Annotated in this window: 22 protein-coding genes; 16 read left to right on the top strand and 6 right to left on the bottom strand. The window is 67.2% G+C overall.

What is annotated here, in order from left to right; genetic code table 11:
• The 6 genes from WS69_RS03965 to WS69_RS03935 form a co-directional block, all read right to left on the bottom strand.
• Nucleotides 1-497: P-type ATPase (locus WS69_RS03965; RefSeq protein WP_442854883.1), on the bottom strand; the 497-nt coding region annotated here is incomplete at its 3' end.
• A gap of 67 nt (nucleotides 498-564) precedes the next feature.
• On the bottom strand, nucleotides 565-2,373 hold the full coding sequence (gene kdpA, locus WS69_RS03960) for a potassium-transporting ATPase subunit KdpA (RefSeq protein ID WP_059469504.1): 1,809 nt from the start codon (nucleotides 2,371-2,373) through the stop codon (nucleotides 565-567).
• A complete protein-coding gene (gene kdpF, locus WS69_RS03955; protein WP_004550719.1) occupies nucleotides 2,370-2,462 on the bottom strand; it encodes a K(+)-transporting ATPase subunit F in 93 nt (30 codons plus the stop codon). Before kdpF ends, kdpA begins: the two co-directional genes overlap by 4 nt.
• A 587-nt stretch (nucleotides 2,463-3,049) precedes the next feature.
• On the bottom strand, nucleotides 3,050-4,024 hold the full coding sequence (locus WS69_RS03945; protein WP_059469517.1) for a quinone oxidoreductase family protein: 975 nt from the start codon (nucleotides 4,022-4,024) through the stop codon (nucleotides 3,050-3,052).
• A gap of 652 nt (nucleotides 4,025-4,676) precedes the next feature.
• Entirely contained in the window at nucleotides 4,677-5,069 is a 393-nt protein-coding gene (locus WS69_RS03940) for a methylglyoxal synthase (RefSeq protein ID WP_059469502.1), read from the bottom strand.
• Between the two features lie 120 nt (nucleotides 5,070-5,189).
• Nucleotides 5,190-5,969, bottom strand: coding sequence for an SDR family oxidoreductase (locus WS69_RS03935; RefSeq protein WP_059469501.1), 780 nt, complete (start codon nucleotides 5,967-5,969; stop codon nucleotides 5,190-5,192).
• 234 nt (nucleotides 5,970-6,203) lie between these two features.
• Between WS69_RS03935 and upp the strand changes: the two genes are divergently transcribed.
• The 16 genes from upp to WS69_RS03855 all read left to right on the top strand — a co-directional run bounded on the left by upp (nucleotide 6,204) and on the right by WS69_RS03855 (nucleotide 23,250).
• Nucleotides 6,204-6,854 (top strand): uracil phosphoribosyltransferase, encoded by a 651-nt coding sequence (upp, locus tag WS69_RS03930; RefSeq protein ID WP_059469500.1) that lies wholly within the window; start codon nucleotides 6,204-6,206, stop codon nucleotides 6,852-6,854.
• A gap of 273 nt (nucleotides 6,855-7,127) precedes the next feature.
• Entirely contained in the window at nucleotides 7,128-7,856 is a 729-nt protein-coding gene (locus tag WS69_RS03925; protein WP_059469499.1) for a YebC/PmpR family DNA-binding transcriptional regulator, read from the top strand.
• Between the two features lie 107 nt (nucleotides 7,857-7,963).
• A complete protein-coding gene (gene purD / locus WS69_RS03920) occupies nucleotides 7,964-9,241 on the top strand; it encodes a phosphoribosylamine--glycine ligase (protein WP_059469498.1) in 1,278 nt (425 codons plus the stop codon).
• 130 nt (nucleotides 9,242-9,371) lie between these two features.
• Nucleotides 9,372-10,295: an oxygen-dependent coproporphyrinogen oxidase gene (gene hemF / locus WS69_RS03915; protein ID WP_059469497.1), complete on the top strand. Its 924-nt coding sequence runs from the start codon at nucleotides 9,372-9,374 to the stop codon at nucleotides 10,293-10,295.
• Nucleotides 10,292-11,044 carry a nicotinate-nucleotide adenylyltransferase gene (locus WS69_RS03910; protein ID WP_059469496.1) on the top strand — a complete coding sequence of 251 codons (753 nt, stop codon included), beginning with the start codon at nucleotides 10,292-10,294 and terminating at the stop codon, nucleotides 11,042-11,044. The genes hemF and WS69_RS03910 overlap by 4 nt, the downstream gene beginning before the upstream one ends.
• A 4-nt stretch (nucleotides 11,045-11,048) precedes the next feature.
• Nucleotides 11,049-11,516 carry a ribosome silencing factor gene (gene rsfS / locus WS69_RS03905; protein ID WP_059469495.1) on the top strand — a complete coding sequence of 156 codons (468 nt, stop codon included), beginning with the start codon at nucleotides 11,049-11,051 and terminating at the stop codon, nucleotides 11,514-11,516.
• A gap of 35 nt (nucleotides 11,517-11,551) precedes the next feature.
• The gene (gene rlmH, locus WS69_RS03900; RefSeq protein WP_059469494.1) at nucleotides 11,552-12,022 is read left to right on the top strand and encodes a 23S rRNA (pseudouridine(1915)-N(3))-methyltransferase RlmH; all 471 of its coding nucleotides are present in this window, start codon (nucleotides 11,552-11,554) and stop codon (nucleotides 12,020-12,022) included.
• Between the two features lie 46 nt (nucleotides 12,023-12,068).
• Entirely contained in the window at nucleotides 12,069-12,701 is a 633-nt protein-coding gene (locus tag WS69_RS03895; RefSeq protein WP_059469493.1) for a Maf family protein, read from the top strand.
• An 8-nt stretch (nucleotides 12,702-12,709) separates the two neighbouring features.
• On the top strand, nucleotides 12,710-14,173 hold the full coding sequence (rng, locus tag WS69_RS03890; protein ID WP_059469492.1) for a ribonuclease G: 1,464 nt from the start codon (nucleotides 12,710-12,712) through the stop codon (nucleotides 14,171-14,173).
• A 703-nt stretch (nucleotides 14,174-14,876) separates the two neighbouring features.
• On the top strand, nucleotides 14,877-15,257 hold the full coding sequence (locus WS69_RS03885) for a DUF2946 domain-containing protein (RefSeq protein ID WP_059469491.1): 381 nt from the start codon (nucleotides 14,877-14,879) through the stop codon (nucleotides 15,255-15,257).
• Between the two features lie 107 nt (nucleotides 15,258-15,364).
• Nucleotides 15,365-16,297: a hypothetical protein gene (locus tag WS69_RS03880; protein ID WP_197419199.1), complete on the top strand. Its 933-nt coding sequence runs from the start codon at nucleotides 15,365-15,367 to the stop codon at nucleotides 16,295-16,297.
• Complete coding sequence (locus tag WS69_RS03875) at nucleotides 16,294-16,674, top strand: copper resistance protein CopC (protein WP_059469489.1); 381 nt, start codon at nucleotides 16,294-16,296, stop codon at nucleotides 16,672-16,674. Before WS69_RS03880 ends, WS69_RS03875 begins: the two co-directional genes overlap by 4 nt.
• 615 nt (nucleotides 16,675-17,289) lie before the next feature.
• The gene (locus WS69_RS03870; RefSeq protein ID WP_059469488.1) at nucleotides 17,290-19,434 is read left to right on the top strand and encodes a polysaccharide deacetylase family protein; all 2,145 of its coding nucleotides are present in this window, start codon (nucleotides 17,290-17,292) and stop codon (nucleotides 19,432-19,434) included.
• A gap of 81 nt (nucleotides 19,435-19,515) precedes the next feature.
• Nucleotides 19,516-20,751 carry a S53 family peptidase gene (locus tag WS69_RS03865; RefSeq protein ID WP_059469487.1) on the top strand — a complete coding sequence of 412 codons (1,236 nt, stop codon included), beginning with the start codon at nucleotides 19,516-19,518 and terminating at the stop codon, nucleotides 20,749-20,751.
• Between the two features lie 55 nt (nucleotides 20,752-20,806).
• Nucleotides 20,807-22,522: a c-type cytochrome gene (locus tag WS69_RS03860; RefSeq protein WP_231747064.1), complete on the top strand. Its 1,716-nt coding sequence runs from the start codon at nucleotides 20,807-20,809 to the stop codon at nucleotides 22,520-22,522.
• Nucleotides 22,523-22,629: 107 nt separating this feature from the next.
• A complete protein-coding gene (locus tag WS69_RS03855) occupies nucleotides 22,630-23,250 on the top strand; it encodes an SCO family protein (RefSeq protein WP_059469486.1) in 621 nt (206 codons plus the stop codon).
• Nucleotides 23,251-23,613 lie beyond the last annotated feature (363 nt).

Here is a 23,613-nt window from a genome sequence, read left to right as displayed (position 1 = left end):
GGCGCCGATTCGCCGGTGATCGCCGATTCGTCGACCGACGCGACGCCTTCGATCACCTCGCCGTCGGCGGGAATCGTATCGCCCGCCTCGACGAGCACGACGTCGCCGCGGCGCAGATCCGACGCCGTCGTGATACGCACGGGCGACTTCGGATGCGGCTCGTTGAGCTTCTTCGCCATCACGTCCTTCTTCGCGCTGCGAAGCGACGCGGCCTGCGCCTTCGAGCGGCCTTCGGCGAGCGCCTCGGCGAAGTTCGCGAACAGCACGGTGAACCACAGCCACAGCGTGACCGCGAGAATGAAGCCCGCGGGCGCCTCGGCCTGCCCCATCAGCGCGGCGATCCACAGGATCGTCGTCAGGATGCTGCCGACGTACACGCAGAACATCACCGGGTTGCGGAACTGCGTGCGCGGCGTGAGTTTCTTGAACGAATCGACGATCGCCGGGCGCACGAGCGCCGGGTCGAACATCGATCGCGTAGCGGAATGTTGAGTCATTGCAATCCTCAGATGCGCATCGCCAGTCGTCTGGCTTTGCGCGAGTCCTCTCGTGTCGTATGCGTGCTCAATGCGCGCCGACGAACAGCATCAGGTGTTCGACGCCCGGGCCGAGCGCGAGCGCCGGCACGTACGTAAGCGCGCCGACGAGCAGCACCGTGCCGAGCAGCAACACGACGAACAGCGGCCCGTGCGTCGGCAGCGTGCCGCTCGTCGCGGCGATGCGCTTCTTCGCGGCGAGCGAGCCCGCGATCGCGAGCACCGGCACGATCGTGCCGAAGCGGCCGAACCACATCGCGATCGCCGTCATCCAGTTGTAGAACGGCGTGTTGACAGACAGACCGCCGAACGCGCTGCCGTTGTTGTTCGCGGCCGAGCTGAACGCGTACAGGATCTCCGAGAAGCCGTGCGGTCCCGGGTTGGCGATGCCTGCCTTGCCCGCGTCGGCGAGCACGGCGATCGACGTGCCGACGAGCACGAGAAGCGGCGTCAGCAGCACGACGATCGACACCATCTTCATCTCATACGACTCGATCTTCTTGCCGACGTACTCGGGCGTGCGGCCGATCATCAGGCCCGCGACGAACACCGCGAGGAGCGCGAACACGAGCATCCCGTAAAGCCCCGAGCCGACCCCGCCGAAGATCACCTCGCCGAGCTGCATCAGGAGCATCGGCACGAGGCCGCCGACGGGTGTCAGCGAATCGTGCATCGCATCGACCGCGCCACACGACGCGGCCGTCGTCGCGACGACGAAAATGCCCGTCTGCGCGATGCCGAAGCGCGTTTCCTTGCCTTCCATGTTGCCGCCCGCCTGCAGCGCGCTCGGCGCCTGGTCGACGTTCAGCGCCGCGAGCACGGGCGTGCCGCCCTGCTCCGCGCTCGTCTCGACGCCGATCGCAACCGCGAGCGCGACCGTCATCGCGGCGAGCACCGCGACGCCCTGCCGGCGATCGCCGATCACGCTGCCGAACACGAGGCAAAGCGCGGCCGGAATGATCAGGATCGAGAAGATCTCCAGGAAGTTCGAGAACGGCGTCGGGTTCTCGTACGGATGCGAGGAGTTGCCGTTGAAGAAGCCGCCGCCGTTCGTGCCGAGCATCTTGATCGCTTCCTGCGACGCGACGGGCCCCATCGCGAGCGTCTGCGACTTCACGGGCGTTTGCACCGTCACCGGGTTGCCTTTCGCGTCCTTGACGGGATTGCCCTGCGCGTCGAGCTTCGGCGCCGCGTAGGTGGTCGTCTGCAGCGTCGGCACGTCCTGGTACGCCTTCAGGTTCTGGATCACGCCCTGACTCATCAGGAGCGCGGCGATGATCGCGGCCATCGGCACGAGCACGTAGAGCGTCACGCGCGTCACGTCCACCCAGAAGTTGCCGATCGTCTGCGCGGTATGGCGGGCGAAGCCGCGGATCAACGCGATCACGACGACGATGCCCGTCGCCGCCGACAGGAAGTTCTGCACGGTCAGGCCGAGCATCTGCGTCAGATAGCTGACGGTCTGCTCGGGCGTGTAGTCCTGCCAGTTCGTGTTCGTGACGAACGACACGGCGGTGTTGAACGCGCTGTCGACCGTCATCGGGCCGAAGCTTTGCGGATTGCCGGGCAGCAGCCCCTGCACGCGCAACAGCGCATAGAGGAACAGCGCGCCGAGCGCGTTGAACGCGATCGTCGCGAACGCGTACTGCTTCCAGCTCATCTCGGTGTGCGGATCGACGCCCGCGATCCGGTAGAGCACGCGCTCGAGCGGACCGAACACGCGCACGACGGCTGACGAGCCGTCCATCACGCGCGTCAGATAGCGCGAGACCGGCACCGCCGCCGCGATCAGGACGACGATGAAAAGCGCCGTCTGCAACAGATTGTTCGCGTTCATTCGATGTCCTCCGCGCGCAGCAGCGCATAGACGAGATACGCGAACAGCAGGAACGTCGACGCCCCCGCCAACCACAACATCCAGCTCATGAACGCCCCCCGCGACCGTATTGCGCGAGTTTCTCGCAACCGGCGATCAGCGCGAGCATCAACCCCGTGAAAAGCGCCAGACCGCCTATGTAAACCGCATCCATTTTTGTTTCTCCGTGTTCCAAATCGAACCGGTGAAACGTTAGAGGATCGCGTGTAAAGGGCAGGTCAAAGGTTCGAAGGAGGGCGTAAAAAACGCGTAAACCGTCGACGGGCGCGCAGCCGGCGCGTTGCGTGCCATCCGGCGTCGGGCGGCGCGGCGCGCCCTCCGGTCAGCGACCGTCCTGTGCATGGCGCTGCTGCATGGAGGTGCGCGGCAGCCGAGTGCAGAAGCCGCGTGAACAGCATCGTGACGTTGCTCGTGCCCGCAGCCGGGTTCAAGCGTCGTTTGCGTGATCGGCGTGATCGACAGGCCGCGCGCGAGCTCGTCGACCGCACTCACGACGCGCAAGTGTGCTCGCCGGCGCCCGACCGTCATCCCCGTTTCCGAGGCGAAAAGGCGCATCAGCGCGCGGGCTCGCATACATGTGCGGGTCGGCGCGCGCCGACCTCGGCGCATCCGCCTCGGGGAACGCGCGCCCGCGCGGTCAAGGCACCAGGATCGTCGATCCCGTCGTGCGCCGCGCCTCGAGATCGCGGTGCGCCTGTGCAACGTTCTCGAGCGGATAGCGCTGCTGGATGCTCGTCTTCACGCGTCCCGACATGAGCACGTCGAACAGCTCGGCCGCGTTGCGATCGAGATCCTCGCGCTTCGCGATGTACGAGAACAGCGTCGGCCGCGTGAAGAACAGCGAGCCGCGCGACGAGAACTCCTTCGAGTCGATCGGCGGCAGCGGCCCGGACGCGTTGCCGAAGCTGACGAAAAGCCCGAGCGGCGCGAGGCAGTCGAGCGAGCCAACATATGTATCCTTGCCGATCGAGTCGTAGACGACCGGCACGCCCGCGCCGTTCGTGATTTCCTTCACGCGTTCGGTGAAGTTCTCGCGCGTGTAGACGATCGGATGGTCGCAGCCGTGCGACTTCGCGAGCGCGGCCTTCTCGTCGGAGCCGACCGTGCCGATCACCGTCGCGCCGAGCGCCTTCGCCCACTGGCAGACGAGGAGGCCGACGCCGCCCGCCGCCGCGTGAATCAGGATCGTGTCGCCCGGCTTGACCGGGTACGTGCGGCGCAGCAGATACTGCGCGGTCAGACCCTGCAGCATCGCCGACGCCGCGTCGTCGTAGCCGATGCCGTCCGGCAGCTTGACGAGCTTCGCGGCGGACAGCACGCGCTCCTGCGCGTAGGCGCCCGGCGGCTGCGCGACGTAGGCGACGCGGTCGCCCGGCTCGAGCGTCGTCACGCCGACGCCGATTTCCGTGACCTCGCCCGCCGCCTCCATGCCGAGGCCGCCCGGCAGCGGCTGCGGGTAGAGGCCGGTGCGGAAATAGACGTCGATGTAGTTGAGGCCGACCGCGTGCTGCCTGATGCGGACTTCGCCCGGCTGCGGCGCGCCGACGTCGACGTCGACCCACTTCATGACTTCCGGGCCGCCCGGATGGTCGTAACGAATTGCCTTCGGCATGCTGGCTCTCCTGGTTGCGTTGAGCGTTGAGTTCGGAATCGGCTGGCGCGCCCGGTCGATGCGCGGGCGCGCGGAATGCGTAGACGAGCGCGCCGTCCGCGACGAGCGGGCGAAACGAGACGCACGCCCGACGACGTTGCCGCCGCCGGCGCACGCTCGCGTCGCGCCGCAAGATTGTCGCGCGTTGTGAGAACGCTTGCAGAACTTGGCTTCGACGCGGAATCGATGCGTCATCGAATTGGAAAACGGCCGGCCCGCGCCGGCGGACGGCACAAGCGCCGCGCGGTGCGGTGCGGTGCGGTGCGGTGCGGTGCGGTGCGGTGCGGTGCGGTGCGGCAGCCACGATAAGCGCGCCGTCACGCTTTCAGCGAGCGGCGGCGCAGCCGAACCGCGACGGCGACGCCGCCTGACAGCGGCGGCGCGCCCGGAAAGCCATGTCAACGATGCCGAAAGACGGCGGCGCGCCCGAGGAGGGGAATGCAGCGATGCGATATGGCCGCGATGCCCCCCGTGAAGCAACGAGCGGCGGGCAGCCCTGCCGATGCCGTCCGCCGCGTGCGCTCGGCGGCCGCCGCTCCCGCTGGCGCCGGCGCGCCCGCCCAAGCCCGATCCCGGCCGCGCCGGATCGTCCGCTCGCGGCGCGCCGCGCCGCTCACGCCTTCGCCGCGAGCCGGCGCGTCAGGTCGTCGAGCAGCATCCGCGCCGTCGCGACGTTGGTCGCGACCGGCACGTCGTGCACGTCGCACGCGCGCACGAGCGCGGTGATGTCCGGATCGTGCGGCTGCGCGGTCATCGGATCGCGCAGGAAGATCACGACGTCGACGCGTCCGTCCGCAAGCTCCGCGCCGATCTGCAAGTCGCCGCCGAGCGGCCCCGACAGCTTGCGCTCGACCTCGAGCCCGAGCGCCTGCGCGATCCGTCCGCCCGTCGTGCCCGTCGCGACGAGCCGGCATTGCGCGAGCGTCGGCCGGTATGCGCTCGCGAGCGCGACGATTTCATCCTTCTTCGCGTCGTGCGCGATCAGCGCAATGCGGGGTGTGCTCATCTGTGAATCCTTTTCTGCTGACCTATCGATGCGGGTCGAGCCCGCGCGCCGCGTGCGACCGCGGCCGGCGCCCACGCGCCGCACCGCTACTTTACGGGCTGCGAGCCCGGGACGACAGGTTCAAAACGTGCCGGGATACGCGCCGCCGTCGAGCAGCCAGTTCTGCCCGGTGATGTAGCCCGCGTGGACGCTGCACAGGAACGCGCACGCCGCGCCGAACTCGTCGGGCGTGCCGAGGCGCTTCGCCGGAATCTCGTTCGTGCGCCGCGCGCGCAGTTCGTCGACCGTCGCGCCTTGCGCCTTCGCCGCGGCGGCGAGCGTCGTCGCGATCCGGTCGGTGTCGAAGAGGCCCGGCAGCAGGTTGTTGATCGTCACGTTGTGCTCGGCGACCTTGCGCGCGAGCCCCGCGACGAAACCCGTGAGGCCCGACCGCGCGCCGTTCGACAGCGCGAGCACGTCGATCGGCGCCTTCACGGCCGAGCTCGTGATGTTGACGATGCGGCCGAAGCGGCGCGCGATCATTCCGTCGACGGTCGCGCGGATCAGCTCGATCGGCGTCAGCATGTTCGCCTCGAGCGCGCGAATCCAGTCGTCGTGAGAGAAATCGCGAAAATCGCCGGGCGGCGGGCCGCCCGCGTTCGTCACGAGGATGTCGGGCTGCGGGCACGCGGCGAGCGCGGCCGCGCGGCCTTCGGGCGTCGTGATGTCGCACGCGACAGCCGTCACGTCGGCGCCCGTCTTCGCACGGATGTCGGCCGCGGCGGCATCGAGCGTCTCCCGCGTGCGCGCGACGATCACGAGCTTCGCGCCCTCGGCCGCGAGCGCTTGCGCGCAGCCGCGCCCGAGCCCCTTGCTGGCCGCGCACACGAGCGCGGTCCGTCCTGCGATTCCCAGATCCATTGAACGTGTTCCTTGCCGATGTCTGCCTGACGAAATCCCTCGCCGGCGGGGCCGCCGGACGCGACGCCCGCGCGTTTCCCGCCGCCTGCGACCGAACGCGCGTCGAAGCGCGCGTCGAAACGCCGATAATATCCGGATCGCGAGCGTTCATCTTCGGTAAACTTGCGGCTGTTCCGCGCGCGGACTGCCGACCCGGCCCGCCCGCCGTCCCCGAATCCCTTGAGCCGCCGCCCCATGAAACAGGACAGCCGTTTTCCGAACCTCTTCATCCTCGACCATCCGCTGATCCAGCACAAACTCACGCACATGCGCGACAAGGACACGTCGACGCGCACGTTCCGCGAGCTCTTGCGCGAGATCACGCTGCTGATGGGCTACGAGATCACCCGCAACCTGCCGATCACGACGAAGCGGGTCGAAACGCCGCTCGTCGAGATCGACGCGCCCGTGATCGCCGGCAAGAAGCTCGCGATCGTGCCCGTGCTGCGCGCGGGCGTCGGGATGTCGGACGGCCTGCTCGAGCTGATTCCGTCGGCGCGCGTCGGCCACATCGGCGTGTACCGCGCCGACGACCACCGCCCGGTCGAATACCTGGTGCGCCTGCCCGATCTCGAAGACCGGATCTTCATCCTGTGCGATCCGATGGTCGCGACGGGCTATTCGGCCGCCCACGCGATCGACGTGCTCAAGCGCCGCGGCGTGCCGGGCAACCGGATCATGTTCCTCGCGCTCGTCGCAGCGCCGGAAGGCGTGCAGGTGTTCCAGGACGCGCATCCGGACGTGAAGCTCTACGTCGCGTCGCTCGACTCGCACCTCGACGACCACGCATACATCGTCCCGGGCCTGGGCGACGCGGGCGACCGCCTGTTCGGCACGAAAAACTGACGGGAAAAAACGGCGATTCGTGCGGGCGCGGGCCCTGCCCCGCCGCCCGCTCTCGCGCGGCCATCCCTCGGCGCGCCGCGGCTCGCGCGCGGTTCGGCGGCGGTTCGGCCATCGCCCGGCCGTCAAACGGCGCACCGTCGCGTGATAAAATCTCATTCCACTCGACAACGCGCGGCCCAAGCGGCGCTCGCCCGCTCACGCGGCCGCCGGACTCAACGACAGACACATTGCTAAACGCCGGCGCGGCATGCGCGCGGGCGGACGGAGAAAAGTATGGCTGGTCACTCGAAATGGGCCAACATCAAGCATAAGAAAGCGGCAGCCGACGCGAAGCGCGGCAAGATCTGGACACGCCTCATCAAGGAAATCCAGGTGGCCGCGCGTCTCGGCGGCGGCGATCCGAACTCGAACCCGCGCCTGCGTCTCGCGGTCGACAAGGCGGCCGACGCGAACATGCCGAAGGACAACGTGAAGCGCGCGATCGACCGCGGCGCCGGCGGCACGGACGGCGCGAACTACGAAGAGATCCGCTACGAGGGCTACGGCATCGGCGGCGCGGCGATCATCGTCGACACGCTGACCGACAACCGCACCCGCACCGTCGCCGAAGTGCGCCACGCGTTCTCGAAGTTCGGCGGCAACATGGGCACCGACGGCTCGGTCGCGTTCATGTTCGATCACGTCGGCCAGTTCCTGTTCGCGCCGGGCACGTCGGAAGACGCGCTGATGGACGCGGCGCTCGAAGCGGGCGCGAACGACGTGAACACGAACGACGACGGCTCGATCGAAGTGCTGTGCGACTGGCAGGAATTCTCGAAGGTGAAGGACGCGCTCGAAGCGGCAGGCTTCAAGGCCGAACTCGCCGAAGTCACGATGAAGCCGCAGAACGAGGTCGAGTTCACCGGCGAAGACGCGGCGAAGATGCAAAAGCTCCTGGACGCGCTCGAAAATCTCGACGACGTGCAGGAGGTGTACACGAACGCCGTCGTCGTCGAGGAATGAACGTTGCGCGGCCGCACTTTCCGGCGAAAGGCGGCCGCAGCCGAATCTCGCGGCCGGCCCGCTTCGTGCGCGCCGGCCGTCCTATTTTCTAGTCTGCGGGGAATCCCATGAAACTACTCGTCGTCGGCTCCGGCGGCCGCGAACATGCGCTCGCCTGGAAGCTCGCCCAGTCGCCGCGCGTCCAGCTCGTCTACGTTGCGCCCGGCAACGGCGGCACCGCGCAGGACGAGCGCCTGAAGAACGTCGATCTGAGCTCGCTCGACGATCTCGCCGATTTCGCCGAGTCCGAAGGCGTCGCGTTCACGCTCGTCGGCCCGGAAGCGCCGCTCGCGGTGGGCATCGTCAACCATTTCCGCGCGCGCGGCCTGAAAATCTTCGGCCCGACGAAGGAAGCGGCGCAGCTCGAGAGCTCGAAGGATTTCGCGAAAGCGTTCATGAAGCGCCACGGCATTCCGACCGCCGACTACGAAACCTTCACCGACGCGGCCGCCGCGCACGCGTACATCGATTCGAAGGGCGCGCCGATCGTCGTGAAGGCCGACGGCCTCGCGGCCGGCAAGGGCGTCGTCGTCGCGACGACGCTGGAAGAGGCTCACGAGGCCGTCGACATGATGCTGTCCGGCAACAAGCTCGGCGACGCCGGCGCGCGCGTCGTGATCGAGGCATTCCTCGACGGCGAGGAAGCGAGCTTCATCGTGATGGTCGACGGCAAGAACGCGCTCGCGCTCGCGTCGAGCCAGGATCACAAGCGCCTCCTCGACGGCGACCGCGGCCCGAACACGGGCGGCATGGGCGCGTACTCGCCCGCGCCGATCGTCACGCCGCAGATGCACGCGCGCGTGATGCGCGAGATCATCATGCCGACCGTGCGCGGGATGGAGAAGGACGGCATCCGCTTCACTGGCTTCCTGTACGCGGGCCTGATGATCGACAAGGACGGCAACCCGCGCACGCTCGAATTCAACTGCCGGATGGGCGACCCGGAGACGCAGCCGATCATGGCGCGCCTGAAGAGCGATTTCTCGAAGGTCGTCGAGCAGGCGATCGCGGGCACGCTCGACACGGTCGAGCTCGACTGGGACCGCCGCACCGCGCTCGGCGTCGTGCTCGCCGCGCACGGCTACCCCGATTCACCGAGGAAGGGCGACCGGATCAACGGGGTTCCGGCGGAAACTGCGCATTCTGTGACGTTCCACGCGGGCACGACGTTCGACGGCGACAAGCTCGTCACGTCGGGCGGGCGCGTGCTGTGCGTCGTCGGCCTCGCGGATTCGGTGCGCGGCGCGCAGCAGGCCGCATACGAAACGGTCAACCAGATCAACTTCGAGGGCATGCAGTACCGCCGCGACATCGGCTACCGCGCGCTCAGCCGCAAGACGGTCTGACCCGCCGCGCCGCCGCCACTCGCCCGCCGGCTTCGCGGCCGGCGCGCCCTCTCCTCTGCCGGGGTTCGCTAGAATGCCCGGCAGAAGCATTTTTTGACGGCGTCCGTCAGGCGGACGCCGCCCCACATCGATGACCGATTCGACTTACGACGTCAACCGAGTACGCGCGTATCTGCAAGGGCTGCAGACGCGCATCGCCGATGCGCTCGGCGCCTTCGACGGCACCCCGCTCGCCTCCGACGCGTGGCAGCGCGGCCCCGGCGAGCGGCTGCGCGGCGGCGGCTGCACGCGCATCCTCGAGGAAGGCGGCTTCTTCGAGCGCGCGGGCGTCGGCTTTTCCGACGTCGCGGGCGACGCGCTGCCGCCGTCCGCGAGCGCCGCGCGTCCGCAGCTTGCCGGACGCGGCTTCGAGGCGCTCGGCGTGTCGCTCGTGCTGCACCCGCGCAATCCGTACTGCCCGGCCGTCCACATGAACGTCCGGATGCTGATCGCGACGAAGCCGGGCGAAGCGCCCGTGTTCTGGTTCGGCGGCGGCATGGATCTGACGCCGATTTACGGCTTCGACGAAGACGCGCAGCATTTCCATCGCACGTGCCGCGCGTCGCTCGACCCGTTCGGCGCCGATCTGTACCCGCGCTTCAAGAAGTGGTGCGACGACTATTTCTTCCTGAAGCACCGCAACGAGGCGCGCGGCGTCGGCGGCATCTTCTTCGACGACTTCTCGGAGCTCGGCTTCGAACGCTCGTTTGAAATGCTGCAGAGCATCGGCGACGCGTTCCTGCCGTCGTACCTGCCGATCGTCGAGCGGCGCCGCGACACGCCGTACGGCGAGCGCGAGCGCGCGTTCCAGGCGTACCGGCGCGGCCGCTATGTCGAGTTCAATCTCGTGTTCGACCGCGGCACGCTGTTCGGCCTGCAAAGCGGCGGGCGCACCGAGTCGATCCTGCTGTCGATGCCGCCGACGGCGAGCTGGCGCTACGACTGGCGCCCGGAACCGGGCACGCCGGAGGCGCGCCTTTACAGCGATTTCCTCGCGCCGCGCGACTGGGCATGAGCCGCCCCGCCGCCCGCCGAGCCGATCCCGCGAAAGGACCCGTTCTGCCTCCCGACAACGCCAGCCCGCCCCCGCTGCCGCGCCGCATCGGCATGCTCGGCGGCACGTTCGATCCGATCCACGACGGCCATCTCGCGCTCGCGCGCCGCTTCGCCGACGCGCTGCGCCTGACCGAGCTCGTGCTGATGCCGGCCGGCCAGCCGTATCAGAAGCAGGACGTCTCGTCGGCCGAGCACCGGCTCGCGATGACCCGCGCGGCGGCGGGCTCGCTCGTGCTGCCGGGGGTCGCCGTCAGCGTCGCGACCGACGAGATCGAGCACGCCGGCCCGACCTACACCGTCGAGACGCTCGAGCGCTGGCGCAAGCTGATCGGCCCCGACGCGTCGCTGTCGCTGCTGATCGGCGCCGACCAGCTCGTGCGCCTCGACACGTGGCGCGACTGGCGCAGGCTCTTCGACTTCGCGCACGTGTGCGCGGCGACGCGGCCGGGCTTCGACTTCGCGGCGGCGTCGCCCGCCGTCGCGGCCGAGATCGCGAGCCGGCAGGCGAGCGCGGACGTGCTGCAGGCGACGCCCGCCGGGCGCCTGCTGATCGACACGACGCTCTCGCTCGACGTCGCCGCGACCGACATCCGCGCGCACCTGCGCGCATGCATCGCGCGACGCGCGCAGGTGCCCGACGCATCCGCCGAGCACGTGCCCGGCGCCGTCTGGGCCTATATTCTCCAACACCGTCTCTACCATCCCTGATTCCATGGATATCCGCAAACTCCAGCGCGTGATCGTCGACGCTCTCGAAGACATCAAGGCACAAGACATCAAAGTGTTCAACACGAGCCATCTGACCGAGCTGTTCGACCGCGTGATCGTCGCGTCCGGCACGTCGAACCGGCAGACCAAGGCGCTCGCGTCCAACGTGCGCGACAAGGTCAAGGAAGCAGGCGGCGACGTCGTCAGCTCCGAGGGCGAGGACACGGGCGAATGGGTGCTCGTCGACTGCGGCGACGCGGTCGTCCACATCCTGCAGCCTGCGCTGCGCCAGTACTACAACCTCGAGGAAATCTGGGGCGACAAGCCCGTGCGGATGAAGCTGGGCGGCCCGGCGTCGCCGAATGCGCGCGGCGCGCGCGCCGCCGACGGCGCCGATGAAGACGACGACGCGGACGACGAGGCCCCCGTCGCGCGCCCGGCCCGCAAGACGACGGCCGCCCGCCGCCGCTGACGCGCCGCCTCGCCGCCTTCATTGCTTTCGCCGCCATGAAACTGCACATCGTCGCGGTCGGCCACAAGATGCCCGGCTGGATCGCGACCGGCTTCGACGAATATACGAAGCGGATGCCGCCCGAGCTGCGAATCGAGCTGCGCGAGGTGAAGCCCGAGCTGCGCTCGGGCTCGCGCACGGCCGAGAGCGTGATGGCCGCGGAGAAGCAGCGGATCGAGGCCGCGTTGCCGAAGCACGCGCGCGTCGTCGCGCTCGACGAGCGCGGCCGCGACTGGACCACGATGCAGCTCGCGCAGGCGCTGCCCGCGTGGCAGCTGGACGGCCGCGACGTCGCGTTCGTGATCGGCGGCGCCGACGGGCTCGATCCGGCGCTCAAGTCGCGCGCCGAACTGCTGCTGCGCGTGTCGAGCCTCACGCTGCCTCACGGCATGGTTCGCGTGCTGCTCGCCGAGCAGCTTTACCGCGCGTGGAGCATCACGCAGAATCACCCCTATCATCGCGCGTAGCGGCCGTCGCCCGACGCGTCGCGCACGCGCCCATCGAGACAAGACGATGCCCGACAGCGCTGCTGCCCCGTCCTACCCGTTCATTTACCTCGCCTCGCAAAGCCCCCGCCGCCGGGAACTGCTCGATCAGCTCGGCGTGCGCTACGAACTGCTGACGCCCGCGCCCCATGAGGACGCCGAAGCGCTCGAAGCCGAGTTGCCGGACGAGGCGCCCGACCATTACGTGCTGCGCGTGTGCGTCGCGAAAGCCGAAGCGGCGCGCGCGCGGCTCGTCGCGAACGGCAAGCCGGCCGCGCCCGTGCTCGTCGCCGATACGACCGTGACGATCGACGGCGCGATCCTCGGCAAGCCCGCCGACGCCGCCGGCGCGCTCGCGATGCTCACGCGCCTCGCCGGCCGCACGCACGAAGTACTGACGGCGCTCGCCGTGATCGACGCGACGGGCGAGCTGATGCCGCCCGCGCTATCGCGCTCCGAGGTCCGTTTCGCGGCGGCGGCGCCCGCCGCGCTCGCGCGCTATGTCGAGAGCGGCGAACCGTTCGGCAAGGCGGGCGCCTATGCGATCCAGGGGCGCGCGGCGGAATTCGTCGAACGAATCGACGGTTCCCATTCGGGTATCATGGGTCTGCCCCTTTTTGAGACCGCGGCGCTGCTTCGCGCGGCGCACGTCTCCTTCTGAATCACACCATGAACGAAGAAATCCTGATCAACATCACGCCGCAGGAAACGCGGGTCGCGCTCGTCCAACAAGGCGCGGTGCAGGAGCTTCACGTCGAGCGCACGCTGTCGCGCGGGCGCGTCGGCAACATCTATCTCGGCAAGGTCGTGCGCGTGCTGCCCGGCATGCAGTCGGCGTTCATCGACATCGGACTCGAGCGCGCGGCGTTCCTGCACGTCGCCGACATCTGGCAGCCGCGCGCGGGCGACGCGCCCGCCGTCGTGCACCAGCCGATCGAGAAGATCGTGTTCGAGGGGCAGACGCTGATGGTTCAGGTGATCAAGGACCCGATCGGCACGAAGGGCGCGCGGCTGTCGACGCAGATCAGCATCGCGGGCCGCACGCTCGTCTACCTGCCGCAGGAGCCGCACATCGGCATCTCGCAGAAGATCGAGAGCGAGACCGAGCGCGAGGCCGTGCGCGCGCGGCTGACCGCCGTGATTCCCGCCGACGAGAAAGGCGGCTACATCGTGCGCACGATCGCCGAGGACGCGACGGGCGACGAGCTCGCCGCCGACGTTACGTACCTGCGCAAGACCTGGGCGACGATCGTGGCGCAAGGCCAGCGCCTGCCCGCGACGAGCCTGCTGTATCAGGATCTCGATCTCGCGCAGCGCGTGCTGCGCGATTTCGCGAACGACGACACGACGCGCATCCAGGTCGATTCGCGCGAGACGTACCAGCGGCTCGTCGACTTCGCGGGCGAGTTCACGCCGGCCGTGAGCCCGAAGCTGCACCACTACACCGGCGAGCGGCCGCTCTTCGACCTGTACAACATCGAAACCGAGATCCAGCGGGCGCTGTCGCGGCGCGTCGATCTGAAATCGGGCGGCTACCTGATGATCGACCAGACGGAAGCGATGACGACGATCGACGTGAACACGGGCGGCTACGTCGGCGCGCGCAACTTCGACGACACGATCTTCAAGACGAATCTCGAGGCCGCGCACACGATCGCGCGGCAGCTGCGGCTGCGCAACCTCGGCGGGATCATCATCATCGACTTCATCGACATGGAGAACGCCGAGCATCGCGACGCGGTGCTCGCCGAGCTGAAGAAGGCGCTCGCGCGCGACCGCACGCGCGTGACGGTAAACGGCTTCTCGCAGTTGGGGCTCGTCGAGATGACGCGCAAGCGCACACGCGAATCGCTCGCGCACGTGCTGTGCGAGCCGTGCCCGACCTGCCAAGGCAAGGGCCAGGTGAAGACGTCGCGCACCGTCTGCTACGACGTCCTGCGCGAAATCCTGCGCGAGTCGCGGCAGTTCAATCCGCGCGAATTCCGCGTGATCGCGTCGCAGCAGGTGATCGATCTCTTTCTCGATGAGGAATCGCAGCATCTCGCGATGCTGATCGACTTCATCGGCAAGCCGGTGTCGTTGCAGGTCGAGTCGAATCTGAGTCAGGAGCAGTACGACATCGTGCTGATGTAGCAATCGCCGGCGTCACCGCCGCCGCAAGCCGCGCCGAGCGCCAAGATGCACGGCGGCATGGAGGCGCGAAACCGGCCCACGCCTCCATGCAGGAAGCACCGGAGGCCGTGTCGACCGGCAAGTCGATCGGCATCGCATCGGCGCCGACGGCGTACGCCCCCAAAGAGCCCGGCCGCCGACGGGCGCGTTTCAATGTCGATTCACCGAGAAGATGACGAATCAATGTTGGGAATCCTGAACGGCACGCCCTCTGTAGAAAAACCTGTCGGCCGAAGTCTCGATATCCACTCGCCCGCCGTGCTCGCATCGAGCCTCCTCGATTCGGTCACGGACATGCGTCGCGCGCGGCAAGCAAGCCGTAAGCCGCTCCAAGCGGTCTTTCGCGCCGCGACGATCCTGGGCCGGCCTCGAGTCTTGGGCCGCGCCTGTACCGGCAGGCGAATGCGATCAATCCGGTGCGCCCTCAAACGCCACGAAAGCTGAAATCGTTTTCGCACCTGAATCGAATCGTCGACCGCCCGGAATCGGCCGCCGCCGACGTCGCCCGGCGGCGAACCGCGACATGACCGCGGAAACGTCAGCGCAACACGGCGCACGATGATCCCGATCAAGCTTCCGTCGGGGACACCCTGATCGGAAATACCGGCGACTCATGACATAATCCGCCGCAGCTCACGAGCCCGTTCGTCATTCCGTCAAGGCCATGCGCAGCCTTCTCCATCGCAAGATCGGCAGCATTCTCGGATTGCTTGCAATCCTGATGGCGGCGCTCGCGCCGACGGTTTCGCACACGCTTTCGAACAGCCATCATTTCGGCGAGCTGTCGAGCGCTTTCTGCTCCGCGCAGGACAACAACGACGCGACGTCATCCGGCTCGTCGCCGTCGTCCGAAAAAGCGGCTCATTGGCAGGCATGCGCGTATTGCGGACTGCTCGCGCACACGCCGGTGGTACCGAGCACGACCGCCGAATTCGCGCCGACGAGTTGGACAGTTCAGGCGACTGCCGCCGCACCGATTTCGCCGCCTCGTCGCGTCTTCCCGTTCATTGCTGCGCAGCCACGCGCCCCACCCGTCCTATCCTGATTGAAGCAGTCTTGCGGCGACGCGCGTGCCATTGCGTCGCCGCGGAGTCGCGCATCCGTCGACGGATGCGCGACCGCACACATGCGACCATTCAAAAAGGAGAAATCATGCGCACCATCGCACCTCGCAGCAGCATGCCGGCACTCGCGACGCTCGTCATTCCGGCTGCCGTCGCCGCCACGCTTTTCGCGCCTTCTCTTGCCGCCGCCCACGCCATCGCGGGCAATCGCGTATTCCCGGCGACGATGGCGGTCGACGACCCCGGCGTCGGCGACGAGCTCAATCTCGAATTCGGGCACCTCAAGTCGCAGACGGACGACGGCGACACCCAGAACACCAACACGACGACGCTCGAATGGGACAAGCTGATCACGCCGAGTTTCGCGTTGTCGGTGACGGGAACCTACGTGAACGTGAACGCTGCGAACGGCGGCTCGGCACGAGGATTCGACAACTTCGCGGTCGGCGCCAAGTATCGCTTCTACGTGAACGCCGCACACGAATTCATGGCGTCGGCCGGCGTGGTGGCCGAACTCGGCGGAACCGGTTCGAAGGCGATCGCCGACCCGCACTCCGCGCTCACGCCGACGCTTTACTTCGGCAAGGGTTTCGGCGATCTACCCGACGGCCTGAAATATCTGCGCCCATTGGCGATCACGGGCACCGTCGGGCCGCGCCTGACAACCAGCAGCGCCGATCCGGATTCGCTGAACTGGGGCGTCACCTTGCAATACAGCCTGCCCTATCTGCAGAACTACGTGCAGGACGTCGGGCTCAAGGCGCCTTTCAGCAATCTGATTCCGGTTGTCGAGTTCCCGATGAACACTTGCACCGGCGGCCCATGCTCGGGGCATACCACCGGGACCGTCAACCCCGGCCTGCTGTGGCTCAATCGCTGGGGGCAATTCGGCGTCGAGGCGCAGATTCCCGTCAATCATGCGAGCGGCAAAGGCGTCGGCATCCTGCTTCAGGCGCATCTCTATCTGGACGACGTCTTACCCAACTCGCTCGGCAAACCCCTCTTCGGCAAGGGAGAATGAACATGATCCTATTCGGCCGGCTTCGCGGCGCTTGCGCCGCAGTGGCGACGATCGCCTGCTGCGCGATCCCTTCGGCAGCTTTCGCGCATGTCTTCCCGCAAACGCAATCGCCGTCGGCGGGCGCCGAGGTATCGCCGCCCGCGAACGTGACGATCGTCTTCAACGGTCCGCTCGAGCCTGCCTTCAGCGCCCTCACGGTCAGCGATGCGGCGGGCAAGCCCGTGAACACCGCCAAGGCAACCGTCGCACCGAACGACGCGAAGACGATCAGCGTCCCGTTACCCCCCTTGGCGCCCGGCAAGTACACCGTGCACTGGGTGGCCGTGGCCTCCGACGGGCATCGGACTCAGGGCGACTACGCGTTCAAGGTGAAATGACGAAGGCCGATGTTGCATACCAGCATCATTTTTGCCCCGTTCGCCGCGTTTCGCGTCGCTCGCGCGTAGCCGTTCAATACCTCGCCTAGCGCGAGCGCATTCGTCACACGATGTCGGCGGCGTCGCCATCCGCTGTACCGACGGCACGCCGGCGTCGTCTCATTTCGCGAAGCGACGTCGCCGCCTCGTCGCGCCCAAGCCCGTCATGTCTTAGCGGCGATGGAAACGCGCCCTCCCCGCGCGTCACGTATCAACGCTGCGACATTTTTCGCCGATTCCAAAGCGCGGCGGCATCCGCGTACGCCCGGCTTCCCCATGCATCCGGCAAGCGGCCGACTTGGCACGTTGCTAGCTTCTTTCAATGCGCTGCCAATGGCGGACTCGATGCGCGTTCGAGGATGACTGGTTATCCGGCACTTCCTGATGGAAGCCATGCCGCGCCAGATTGTTTCCCGCTCGAAAATACGCCACGGGTTCGCAACGTGCCTGTCGCCCATCCATCTTCAATTCGCCCGCCGACGTCGTTCCCTACGCGTCGCCGCCGAGCGTATCCGGACGAGGTGCACGCCAGGAGTGTTGGATATCACGTGTCGTCCATCCCGACGGGAGAGCACCATGCTGGTCAAGTCGATTCGGTTCCTCAGGACATGCCTGATCCTGTTTTCTCTATGTCTGACCATCGTCCCCGGACGAGCAAACGCGGTGTCGAACCAGTTGCTGCTGCTGCTGCCGGACAACTTCACGCTCCCCGATCCGCGCGTATCCGCCTGGCTCGACGCGGCATCGGAAGAAGGCCTGCAAATCTCGATCATCTACGACAGCCAGTTCGAACAGGCAGGCGCGTCGCTTCAGCAGTATCAAGGCCTCATCCTCCCCGATCAGGTTCATACCGTCGCGGCCGATGCGCTCGTGACGGCGATTCAGAACTACGCGCTCAACGGCGGGCACGTGATGCTGGTCTACGATTTCGGCGTCCTCACGTCGACCGGCTTCTATCCGATTCCGCAGTCGAGATTCAGCGCGATGGCGGGCGTCAGCTATGTGCTCTACGATTCGCTGGGCGGCAACATGATCGGACTCGGGCCCGTGACCGGCATGGGGAGCACCTTGCGCACGCTCCAGATCCCGCCCGGGAAGTCGATGACCTGGCCGACTACCAGCTCGACCACCGGCTCGACTACGACTGCCGTCAAGACATCCGCGTCCGTATCGGTCGCGGCGTCGCCCAGCCAGGTGCTCTATCTGCAGCCTAGCCCGACCAACCCGGGCGGCCTGTCCGGCTACAACCACAACGCGTACTTCAACTACAAGACCGAGAACGGCCTTGCGACCAACATCAGCCTGAATCTCGGTCGCGTGTTCAAAGGCTCGAAGGTCAAGTCCGGCGCCTATACCCCGATGTCGACCAACAGCAAGACTGCGCCGACGTCGACGACTTCCACCGGAACGTCCGCGCTCGTCACGACGACGACCGCCGCGACGACGGACGCGCTCGAAGGCATCTCGGGCTACGTGTACGGCTTTCTCACGTATCCGAGCTTCGTCACGCAGGGCACGTACAGCGGCACGACCTTGCTGACTTCGCCGAACTTCGGCCTTGTTGCCGGCTACAACCCGTACGGCAGCGGCGGCGTGCTGTTCGTGAACATGCCGCTCAGCTACCTCGAAGGGCAAACCGACGGCATGCCGCTCCATGGCTTCCTGCACTACTTCACGACGAACGTGCTGTCGATGCCGCACCTGTCGCTCGAGCCGAAGGCGCAGGCGGGAATGGTGCTCAACTGGCACTTCTGCGCGGAAGAGATGATCCAGCCGGCGCTGTACCTGAAATCGCTCGGCATCTGGAACAACGGCCCGTTCTCGATCGTCGTGACGGCCGGCCCGGACGACGCGGCGATAGGCGACGGCCTCGGCATCAATCTGACCAACAACACGCAGGCGAAGCAGCTGATGCAGTATCTGCTCGGCCGAGGACACAACATCGGCAGTCACGGCGGGTGGGATCACGACTACTGGGGCGCCAATGCGAGCGAGACCGATCAGAGCACGTTCCAGCAGTACCTCACGCTGAATCATCAGGCGGTGCAGTCGGTCACCGGCAAGCCCGACGTCGAATGGGCGGCGCCGGAAGGCAACACGCCGACGTGGGCCGTGACCTGGCTCGAGAGCAACGGCTATTCGGGCTACTACTTCACCGGCCACACCGGCATGGCGCAGACCCGCGCGTACCGCAACGGCGCGCTGCTGAATCCCGGCATCTGGGCGTTCCCGGTCATGCCGTTCGGCAAGTACGCGACGTTCGAGGAGTTCCAGGAGTTCGGCGTATCGACGACGGACGTCACGAACTGGTACGAATCGCTGATGAACTTCGTCGTCGCCAATCGCACGACCCGCCTCATCTACATGCACCCGCTCGGCGCGTCGTGGTACCCGAACATACTCACGACCATCTTCAGCTATGCGAACACGTTGATCGCATCGGGCCAGTACAAGTGGTACACGATGGACCAGTTGACGCAGTTCGACAGGCGGCGCCTGCTCGTCACGTGGACAGCGACCGATACGGGCAGCGGTTGGTCGTTCAGCGCGTCGCAGCCGACGAGCCTGCAGGACATGACGTGGCTGCTGCCGAAGAACGCTTATCAACTGCCGGCCGTGACCGGGGGATCGGCCACGGTCGTGACCACCGATCCGACCAACTGGCTCGTAATCGCCGGCGCGGGAACGGCGTTGACGTTCACGAGCGCCAAAGTGCAATAGCGCTGCGCAGTGCGTTCGCCGACGATCCCTCGATCGAAGGATCGCCGGCGCCGTCCGGATCGCTCACAGCAGAGAAACGACATGAAGCGACACTCGCTACGGCATGCGCTCGGCAAGCTCGCCGCAACGGCCACGCTTGCGCTCTCGACGGCCGCGCCGTTTGCGCAGCAACCGAATCGGCCGCCTCGCGGCTTCACGCGCCCGCCGTTCCATCTGCGCGGGCATACGGCCGAGAGCCCGGGCGGCCTGTCTCCGGCGCAGATCCGGAATTTCTACGGATTCGATCAGTTGCCGCGCAATTATCGCGGCAGCAGACAAGTCATCGCGATCGTCGACGCATACGACAACCCCAACGCCGAGGCGGATCTCGACGCGTTCAGCCGCAGCTTCGGCCTGCCGCCCTGCAATGCGGCCAATCGATGCTTCGCCAAGATCTACGCCACTGCCGATCGAAGCCGTCCGCCCGCGGATGCCGGCTGGGCGCTGGAAAGTTCGCTCGACGTCCAGTGGGCGCATGCGATCGCGCCCGACGCGAAGATCGTGCTGATCGAAGCGGCATCCGACACCTTCACCGACATGATGAGCGCGGTGGCCGCGGCCGTCGCGGCGCCGCCCGAAGGCGCCGGCGCGAAAGTCGTGTCGATGAGCTGGGGCGGCAGCGAGTTTCTGTCGGAAACGCAATTTGACGGCCAGTTCATGAGCGCGAACGGCGTGTCGTTCGTCGCCGCGTCCGGCGACGGCGGGAACGCCGTCGACTACCCCGCCGCGTCGCCATACGTGCTCGGGGTCGGTGCGACGACGATCGTCACCGACGCAAGCGGCCGTTATGTCGGCGAAACGGCGTGGCCCGGAAGCGGCGGCGGCCAGAGCGCAATCGAATCCGAGCCGCCGTATCAGACACGCTATGGGATTCCGTTCGACACGCCCGGCGTGCGAGGCGTGCCCGACGTCTCCTACGCCGGAGACCCGGCGCCGGGTTTCGCGATATACGACTCGTACGGATACGGCGGGCAGCGCGGCTGGTTCGTGGTCGGCGGAACGAGCGCGGGCGCGCCTCAATGGTCGGGCCTGCTCGCGATCGCGAACGGCGTGCGGGTCGAGCGCGGCAAATCCACGCTGAATGCGGTCAGCGCCGTCGAAGCGGTGCTGTACGGCATCGCGTCCGCTTCGTACCGAACGACTTTCTACGACGTCACGAGCGGCGCGAACGGCGCATGCGGCGCGTTGTGCGACGCGATGCCCGGCTACGACTACGTCACCGGACTCGGACGTCCGATCGCCGGCAATCTGGTGCAAGCGCTGATCGATGCGCCGTGACGAGGATCTGCCCGAACGGGCGCTGCCAGAACACGGCGGAGATTCGAAACCGCCGATGCCGGACCACGCCCGCTCGCATGGCGGATGGCGTCGGACAGCCGGGGCCGCCGCATCGGCCGCCGCGCATCCGTCCGCTGTGCCGGCGCTTGTGCCGACGCGGCTCGCGCCGCTGTTCACCCTGACGCTCGCGCTGTCCGCCACCGTGACAGCGCGGGCGGACGGACCGCCGACGAACGATCCCGGCGAGGCGATCTATCGCAACGGCACGCTGAGTTCCGGCGCGCCGCTTCAGGCGCTGCGCGAAGGCGGCTTACACATGGAAGGACCCGCGGTCGCCTGTGTCAACTGCCATCGGCGCAGCGGCCTCGGAGCCAGATCGGGATTCACGACGGTCCCGCCGATCGCCGGAACGTATCTGTTCCATCCAAGCACGCTGAGCGGGGAGCGTCCCGGCATGCCGTACGTGGAGAGCATGCGCAGCGATCGCGCCGCCTATACCGACGTGACGCTCGCCCGTGCGATCCGTAGCGGAATCGATGCGCAAGGCCAACGCCTAGGCTACCTGATGCCGCGTTTCGCGTTGAACGACGACGACATGGCGGCGTTGCTCCGCTACCTGAAACGCCTCGATCCGCGGCCCGCGCCGGGCGTCACCGGCACTGTCCTGCATTTCGCGACGATCACGACGCCGGACGCCGAGCCCGTGAAGCGCCGCGCAACGCTCGACGTGCTGCGGCACTACTTCGCCGACAAGGACGCGTTTCCGGCGAGCGCGGCCCCGCCGCATCTGTCGATGTCGAGCGACGCGCCGGCCTCGGCTTCGCGCCGCTGGCAACTGCACGTCTGGGAACTGAGCGGCACGGCATCGACGTGGGAAGCGCAGCTCGCCCGGCATCTGGCCGCCGAGCCGGTGTTCGCGGTGATCTCGGGACTGGGCGGGCGAAACTGGGCGCCCGTTCGCGCGTTCTGCGAGCACGCCCGTCTTCCATGCCTGTTTCCGAACGTCGAGGTGCCGGACGCCCGCAACGACGACTTCTATTCGATCTACTTCTCGAACGGCGTGCTGCTGGAGGCCGGACTGATCGCGTCGGCAATCGCCCGAGGCGGCCACGACGTCGCGCCACAAACGGTCCACGAAGTGTATCGGGTCGGCGACAGCGGCGAAGCGGGTGCGCAAGCGCTCGCCACCGCCTTGCGTGCACGGGGATTCGACGTGTCTCGCCACGCGCTGATGCCGGCCGATCGCGCCGTGAAAGCGTTGAACGGCATCTCGAAAAACGACGCGCTCGTGCTGTGGCTGCGCCCCGCCGATATCGCGACGTTGGGCCAAGCCGCGCCGACGCGGATGGTCTATATGTCCGGCATGATGGGCGGCCTCGATCATGCGCCGCTGCCTGGCGGCTGGCGTGCGGTCACGCACATCGCGTATCCGTTCGACATGCCCGATCGCGTGCGCCGACGCGTCGACTACATGCTCGACTGGGCGGCCACCAGACACGTCCCGATCGTCGATCAACAGGTTCAAGCGGACACCTTCCTCGCGTGCGTGTTGCTCGAAGAAGCGCTCGGCCACGTGACCGGAACCTACGTTCGCGACTATCTCGTCGAGCGCATCGAAGACACGCTCGAACAGCGTGTGATCACCGGCTACTATCCGCGCCTGACGCTTGCGCCGGGACAGCGCCTCGCATCGAAAGGCGGCTACATGGTTCACTTCGCGGACACGAGCGGCACGCGCATCGTGGCCGACGGAGCGTGGACCGTTCCGTAGACGCCGACATCGCCCTGTCCGATTCGCAGGACGATGATTCGCCACGCTGCAAGCGCGTCGCCCAAGCCGACGACGAGCAACGCGGCTCACCACTCAGGGAGACTGAAATGAACATGATCGGGAAGCTTTCCACATTCGCCAACACGCTGATCGCGGCCGGCGCGCTCACGCTTATCGGACATCCGGCATCGGCTCAAGAAGACATGCATGCGCATCACCACATGATGATGTCGAGCATGAAGACATCGACGGTGGCCTATACCGTACCGGCCGTGACGCTCGTGCGCGACGACGGCAAGACCGTCGCGCTGAAAGACGAGCTCGACGACGGACGTCCGGTCGTGCTGACGTTCATCTACACCACCTGCACATCGATCTGCCCGGTGATCAGTCAGACCCTGTCGCAACTCCAGCACGAGCTCGGCGCGGACCGCGACAAAGTCCACATCGTGTCGATTTCGATCGATCCGGAAAACGACACGCCTGCGCGCCTGCGCGAGTACGCAGCGAAGTTCGGTGCGGGACCGGAGTGGCAGCACTACACGGGAACGGCGGCGGCGAGCATCGCCGCGCAGAAAGCCTTCAACGTGTACCGGCAGGACAAGATGGATCACAACCCGGTCTTCCTGCTGCGCGCGGCGCCGGGCAAGTCATGGCTTCGAATCGACGGATTCGCGACCACCGACGATCTGCTGCATCTATACCATTCCGTCCTGGCTTTCGACTGATCGCGCCGATCTGCGTCTTCAGACGCGCCGGCCCGTCTGAAGACGCCGGCGGTACGGGCGCGGCGGCCTGCATGCGGCAAGCTCCGCCGGGCTGAATGAGTCGATCCTCGCGCTCCCGATTGACACGCCACGGTGCGTGGCGAACGGCAGCGAGGCGGCGGCGGTCGACGATGGCCGTTGCCCGACGGATGCGGACGATGCAGCGCCGATGACTGATTCGGCCGAGGACCCGTCGCGCGACACAAAACGGGAAAATTCGCTACGTCGTGCAAACAGCCGCTCGGTCGACGCTGCTCGAATCGATCGGGCCGTTTGCCGGGCACTCATGCGGCGCAAGAGACGCAGCACCCTGCAGTTCGATTC

The organism is Burkholderia sp. BDU5 (assembly GCF_001522845.1).
Lineage (GTDB): Bacteria > Pseudomonadota > Gammaproteobacteria > Burkholderiales > Burkholderiaceae > Burkholderia > Burkholderia mayonis.
The sequence above is the reverse complement of the archived record's forward strand: the minus strand, read 5'-3'. Positions and strand labels throughout refer to the sequence as shown.